The sequence below is a fragment of the Vibrio sp. FF145 genome (genome assembly GCF_041439075.1).
In the GTDB taxonomy this organism is placed as follows: Bacteria; Pseudomonadota; Gammaproteobacteria; order Enterobacterales; family Vibrionaceae; genus Vibrio; species Vibrio tasmaniensis_A.
Map to the genome: position 1 here is coordinate 1 of NZ_JBGONH010000101.1, position 4,588 is coordinate 4,588.

A 4,588-nucleotide genomic window follows, 5' to 3' on the forward strand; every position below is an offset into this window, starting at 1 on the left:
ATGAGTTATTGATTGTATTTTGCTTCCAGTTGGTTGTTTTATAACGAGGTTTAGGCATAGGGCTACGAGAGAGAGTGGTGGTAGCTGCTCAGGTCGTAGATTCTTAATTTAGTTCCACTGAATTGCGAAACAAAGCTAATCTTACCACTTAACCAACTCATTTACGTTCCAATGCCTATGGAATTGGGTCTCGCTTTTGGCTGGCTAAGCAAATTATAATAATTTACCAAAACTTTAAAAAAGTATACAAAATTCAATTAGATAAACATAATTAAGATGATGTAATTTGAGGGTGAAAATGCTATTTCCGACCATTTTACGGAGACCATCGAAACTGTTCCCGTAGAAACATAAAAAATAACGGCTACATATGATTGCCGTTTTTTTGTTGCACGTTAATCTAAGTGGTAAAACCATGACAAATTGAACAGGATAAAATGGACAGAGAAAGTAATGTCAAATACTGGCTGAGAAATATCAACGAGCAGCTAACTCTAATTGACCGTCGGTGCCATATGCGGGTAGACGAGGCTCATTCCCTCCTGGTCCAACTCTCTGAAGATGGACAGGAGCTTCTACTTCATGGTGAGATAACGGATATTTCTATGAAGGATGAATTGTATATACTCCGCAGCAGTATGGTACTGAACGGACAACAGGATACGATGAAACGTTGTTGGTTAGCGACGCATCAAAATAAACTGCTTCTCATTCATGAGCTTAGCTTAGTTGATTGCGATGAAATCGACTTTGAGAACACGATGAACAACTTCATTGTGCTTATGAGTACTCTTAGAACTCAATTTAGTTCGGTATCAGAACCGATAAATGAAGTAACCATGCCTTATTCTCAACAGCTTATAAAAGGATAAATATTCATGCCTATTGGATTGAATCCAGTTCAAACGACTAATGTCACAAACACTTCAACTCATACCAAGAGTCCATATGAACTAAAGGTTCAGCCTGACAAAGCTAAACTACTGCAGGATATCGCGCCAACAGGACCTACACTGAAACAACCCACCACAGGAGAAAAAACTGCTATCACGATAAGTATGGATGAAGCAATGACAGCAATGACAGCAATGAACAAAGAACAAGCGAAGGGAGGTTTTACTCTTGATGACGGACGACAGTTCGAAATTCGAGATATGCATGTAATCAGACAGAACAAGGGGGGCTTGATAAGCCGGATGAAAGAAGGTTTCATCAAAGCATTACATGGTCAAGGAGCTTCATCCTCAGATGCTAAAAAGCTGACCGCAGCGTTACACCAAAAAGCCGATAACCCAGCAGTTCAGGAAAACTTTGTGCGCTCGTGGGATAGTGGAGGTTTTACAGATCCTACAGTAGTAAGTGGTGAAATGGGAGTGCGTGGGCACCAGTCAAAACAAGATTTTCAGTTTATTGTCCACACCGCACCAATAACTCACTTGATGGAAGGGAAGGGCGTTTTTAGTATTGATGCAGAAAGTGCGCTAACCTCCTGGGATGTAGCATGCACTAGTATCGTAAACCAGAGCAAGACTTTCACTTATGGCTCCGTTGGTGTAATTCTGAAAGTTCCGGAACAAAATGTTATTGCCGCTAGTCCAAACGATCTGATGTCGGAAACCAACATTGGTCTTCTTGATCGGACTGAAGATCTTGTCAACGTCTCAGATAAGAACGCTACAAAGACCCGCTATGAGGCAATGCCTGACTATGAACGTACAGGGTTACTAGCAAAAAAGGAATTACCGCGACATCAAAGGCATACCAACACTCCAAGTGAAGTCCTGAAGAAAACCTATGGGATGCGCAATGAAATTCTTATCTGTACGTCTGGAGGTGTAAATCTCCACGAGGGGCAGAAGGCAACCGAGAAGGTGGAAATAGCAGGGTTTTTCCTCAACGACAGCGCCCCAACAGCCTCTCACCAAGATTTAGCCGATTGGAAAGGAGAAACGTTGTTATCCAAAAATGATAAGTACGAGTTATTCAAGCAGCATGCTGAGCCCCTAGCCCAAAAACTTGGAGTGCCAATTATTTACTTAAACGGTACAGCGGATATTGCGGAAGTTTTGAAGTAGAAATAAATATAAAAACGCAAATTTTTATGTAGTCTGGTGTTGTAGGGCAAATGAGAGGCGAGCGTCTAATAGTTGATTTTCTGAACATATAATAACTAACGCAGATACCACCAACTAAGGTGGTGTCTGCAATTTAAGTTTGAAGGTCAAATCGATAGAAGTGTGTTAAAATAACTCTTTTTCTTAACTGAATTAAACAACAACGTCGCATTTATCGTAAAACAGCTTTAGTTATGGCATAAATCGTCATTATATCTATGTATGCATTGATTTTAAACAATATTAGAAGGTGATGAGAGTAAGAAGTTTTTTAAACGGCTTTATAGATGGAGTTATTCTCCTCCGGCAACGCATGTAAACAATGAGGATTACCTTTCCCCTACAAAGATAGGCGTCTAAGTAGTGCTGAATCTTTGGCTACCTAAGCTTCACGGCTCAAAAAAACGGGAAGCAAAAATTTGACTATCACAAGTGTCCACTATCTGAAACAGCGTGTATTGTGTGCTACAGCTATTAGTACCGCTTTAACTCTGTGTCATTACAACGCACAAGTTGAGGATAGTTACACAAGGCTCAAAACTAGGGCCGATTTCGATTTATGGTCGTTTTTATTGAGACTGACTGATCACTTGGATTTTTCTATTCAATAAGGCTTGTACAGAATGAGGGTCTTTTTCGAAGCTTAAGATTGAGTTATAAATTTCCACATTCGCATGCATCGACAACAACTCACTTAACTCCAGTTTGGAGTTGGCTCGATTCGCCTCTCGCTCTCCAGGACTAGTCTGTACAACGGTTCGCCCCAGAAAGGTGCCTTGCGTTGCGAGGGGAGGTTGTCCTTTGCTCTCTAAGTTATTGAAATATATATCATTTATTTTTGGTTTGATGTCGTTGGACATAAGGTACCTAAACTCTTAAGTCTGAGCTCTGAAGCATAGACGGTGAAACTTCTGTTACGACATGAGCAGACAACAAGGACTCCCAAGATTCGCTCTGTGTGAGCAGTTCAGCAAGTCCACTCTCAAACAGCTCATAGTCGAGTTTTTCGGCACGAAGCAACCTGTTTAAACACAGCTTGTGCCTGTGATTATCTAGACTAAAAAATAGTTGATGTTCAGACCAGTGATAGTTGAATGACAAAAAAGAACGATAAAGATCAGAATTAACAATTTGTAGGTCAACAATCTCTACTTCTAGTTGAAGTGTTTCTATTTTAGAGTGAAAAATTAAATGCACTCTTAACTTATCGTCAAAAGCTAACCCCAGTTCGTCTTCAGTCAAATGTAATTCAGGCAAGCCTACTCGACGAGAAAACTCTATCAGAACCTCATCTACAATTTGGCGTACTGACATAAAAACAGTCCTTTCATTAAATGTTAATAGTTATTATAGGTTAAACAGGTGTTTTTTATATTATTATTGGTTGATATTTTTTATATATTACGTAAGGTTCAGTCAGATCGCAATTACCAAAATACGCAGTTCTTCGGCATTCGCGCTTCTTAAGCGTGATTCTATTCCTTTTATGGTCTCAATAAGGGCACGAATGTACTTTGTTAATCTGATGTAAACAGAACGGAGGCTCTGTAATCTTTATTCCATGCAGCTTTATTCATCTTCCTTGGTACTGATAAGTCCCTTTCGGATTTCCTAAATCAGTCCTGAACAAAACGTTGATGATGAAACTGATTCAGTGACACACTCTCAAAGGGCTAGTTGTCTTTGTTTACATACTTTGTTAATAATTCTTGATGTAGTACCAATGGAGCAAGAATTGTTGCCTCGCCTTCAAACCAAGTAGCTCTTCCTGAACCAAGCATCCCGATGTGACTAGGGAATACTGTAATCAACTTGCGTGTGAAGCAAGTTGAGAGCAGACCGCTAGCTGTAATAGTATTTCAGCTCCCTGCAGTTTATTAGGTTAATACAATTAAACGCGAAAAGTTGTAGGGTAAAAATGTGATTCTTTGTCGATAGATTTTGATTCTATATTGTTAGCTAGAGAGGTTATTTGTTCATAGTATTGGCTGAGCAATTCCAATTGTTGATATACCGTGTACCGATCGGCTTGAACGATAGGCTGATGATTCCAAAGAATGAGGTTATTACTTTTATTATCAAAGCCAACAACTGGTTTTTTCTCATCTTGGCTAAACATATTCATTTCAAGCAAAACCTGAGCATTGTTTTTGTTGAGTTCACCTAAATTACTTAACATCATCAAACGTCCACTTGGGTGTTCGGTAATGTGGCACTCTTGCTCTCCTACTTTAATGCTTGTCACATTATTCGTTTCAGTGTTTGCTGCCTCTAGACCGAGCTCTTGGCAAAGCATTTCAACTACTTTTATATATTGCTGACTCATATTGTTTACTTATTTACTGTAAAAAGGCGTGTCAGTAGACCAAAAAGTGAGTTTAATAACGGCTTTGTTGCGTAATTCAGTTAGAGACAGAGTAGCCCCATTTCGTGCGTTTCTTAGTCAATACAGCAAGTTTCAGGCATACCTAACC

General features: G+C 39.5%; 5 protein-coding genes and 1 pseudogene. 2 read left to right on the plus strand and 4 right to left on the minus strand.

All coding sequences use genetic code 11. The features are described from left to right. Positions 1-437 precede the first annotated feature (437 nt). Both ACED42_RS21445 and ACED42_RS21450 read left to right on the plus strand, forming a co-directional pair. A complete protein-coding gene (locus tag ACED42_RS21445; protein WP_017098098.1) occupies positions 438-872 on the plus strand; it encodes a CesT family type III secretion system chaperone in 435 nt (144 codons plus the stop codon). Between the two features lie 6 nt (positions 873-878). Continuing rightward, positions 879-2,075, plus strand: a complete 1,197-nt coding sequence (locus ACED42_RS21450) for a hypothetical protein (protein ID WP_017098097.1) — start codon at positions 879-881, stop codon at positions 2,073-2,075. 608 nt (positions 2,076-2,683) lie between these two features. Here the strand turns inward: ACED42_RS21450 and exsE2 are convergent. The 4 genes and pseudogenes from exsE2 to ACED42_RS21470 all read right to left on the minus strand — a co-directional run bounded on the left by exsE2 (position 2,684) and on the right by ACED42_RS21470 (position 4,440). After that, positions 2,684-2,974 carry a T3SS regulon translocated regulator ExsE2 gene (gene exsE2 / locus ACED42_RS21455; protein WP_017098096.1) on the minus strand — a complete coding sequence of 97 codons (291 nt, stop codon included), beginning with the start codon at positions 2,972-2,974 and terminating at the stop codon, positions 2,684-2,686. 7 nt (positions 2,975-2,981) lie between these two features. Then, positions 2,982-3,428, minus strand: a complete 447-nt coding sequence (locus ACED42_RS21460; RefSeq protein ID WP_017098095.1) for a type III secretion system chaperone — start codon at positions 3,426-3,428, stop codon at positions 2,982-2,984. A 203-nt stretch (positions 3,429-3,631) separates the two neighbouring features. Then, positions 3,632-3,751, minus strand: a pseudogene (locus ACED42_RS21465) (ISAs1 family transposase); the annotation flags it as partial. A gap of 254 nt (positions 3,752-4,005) precedes the next feature. Further along, positions 4,006-4,440 carry a CesT family type III secretion system chaperone gene (locus ACED42_RS21470; protein WP_017098094.1) on the minus strand — a complete coding sequence of 145 codons (435 nt, stop codon included), beginning with the start codon at positions 4,438-4,440 and terminating at the stop codon, positions 4,006-4,008. Positions 4,441-4,588: the final 148 nt, after the last annotated feature.

Excerpts from the sequence above, each read along its gene's own strand:
- ACED42_RS21460 (WP_017098095.1), bottom strand. The coding sequence starts at position 3,428 with ATGTCAGTACGCCAAATTGTAGATGAGGTTCTGATAGAGTTTTCTCGT.
- exsE2 (WP_017098096.1), bottom strand. The coding sequence starts at position 2,974 with ATGTCCAACGACATCAAACCAAAAATAAATGATATATATTTCAATAAC.
- ACED42_RS21470 (WP_017098094.1), bottom strand. The coding sequence starts at position 4,440 with ATGAGTCAGCAATATATAAAAGTAGTTGAAATGCTTTGCCAAGAGCTC.
- ACED42_RS21450 (WP_017098097.1), top strand. The coding sequence starts at position 879 with ATGCCTATTGGATTGAATCCAGTTCAAACGACTAATGTCACAAACACT.
- ACED42_RS21445 (WP_017098098.1), top strand. The coding sequence starts at position 438 with ATGGACAGAGAAAGTAATGTCAAATACTGGCTGAGAAATATCAACGAG.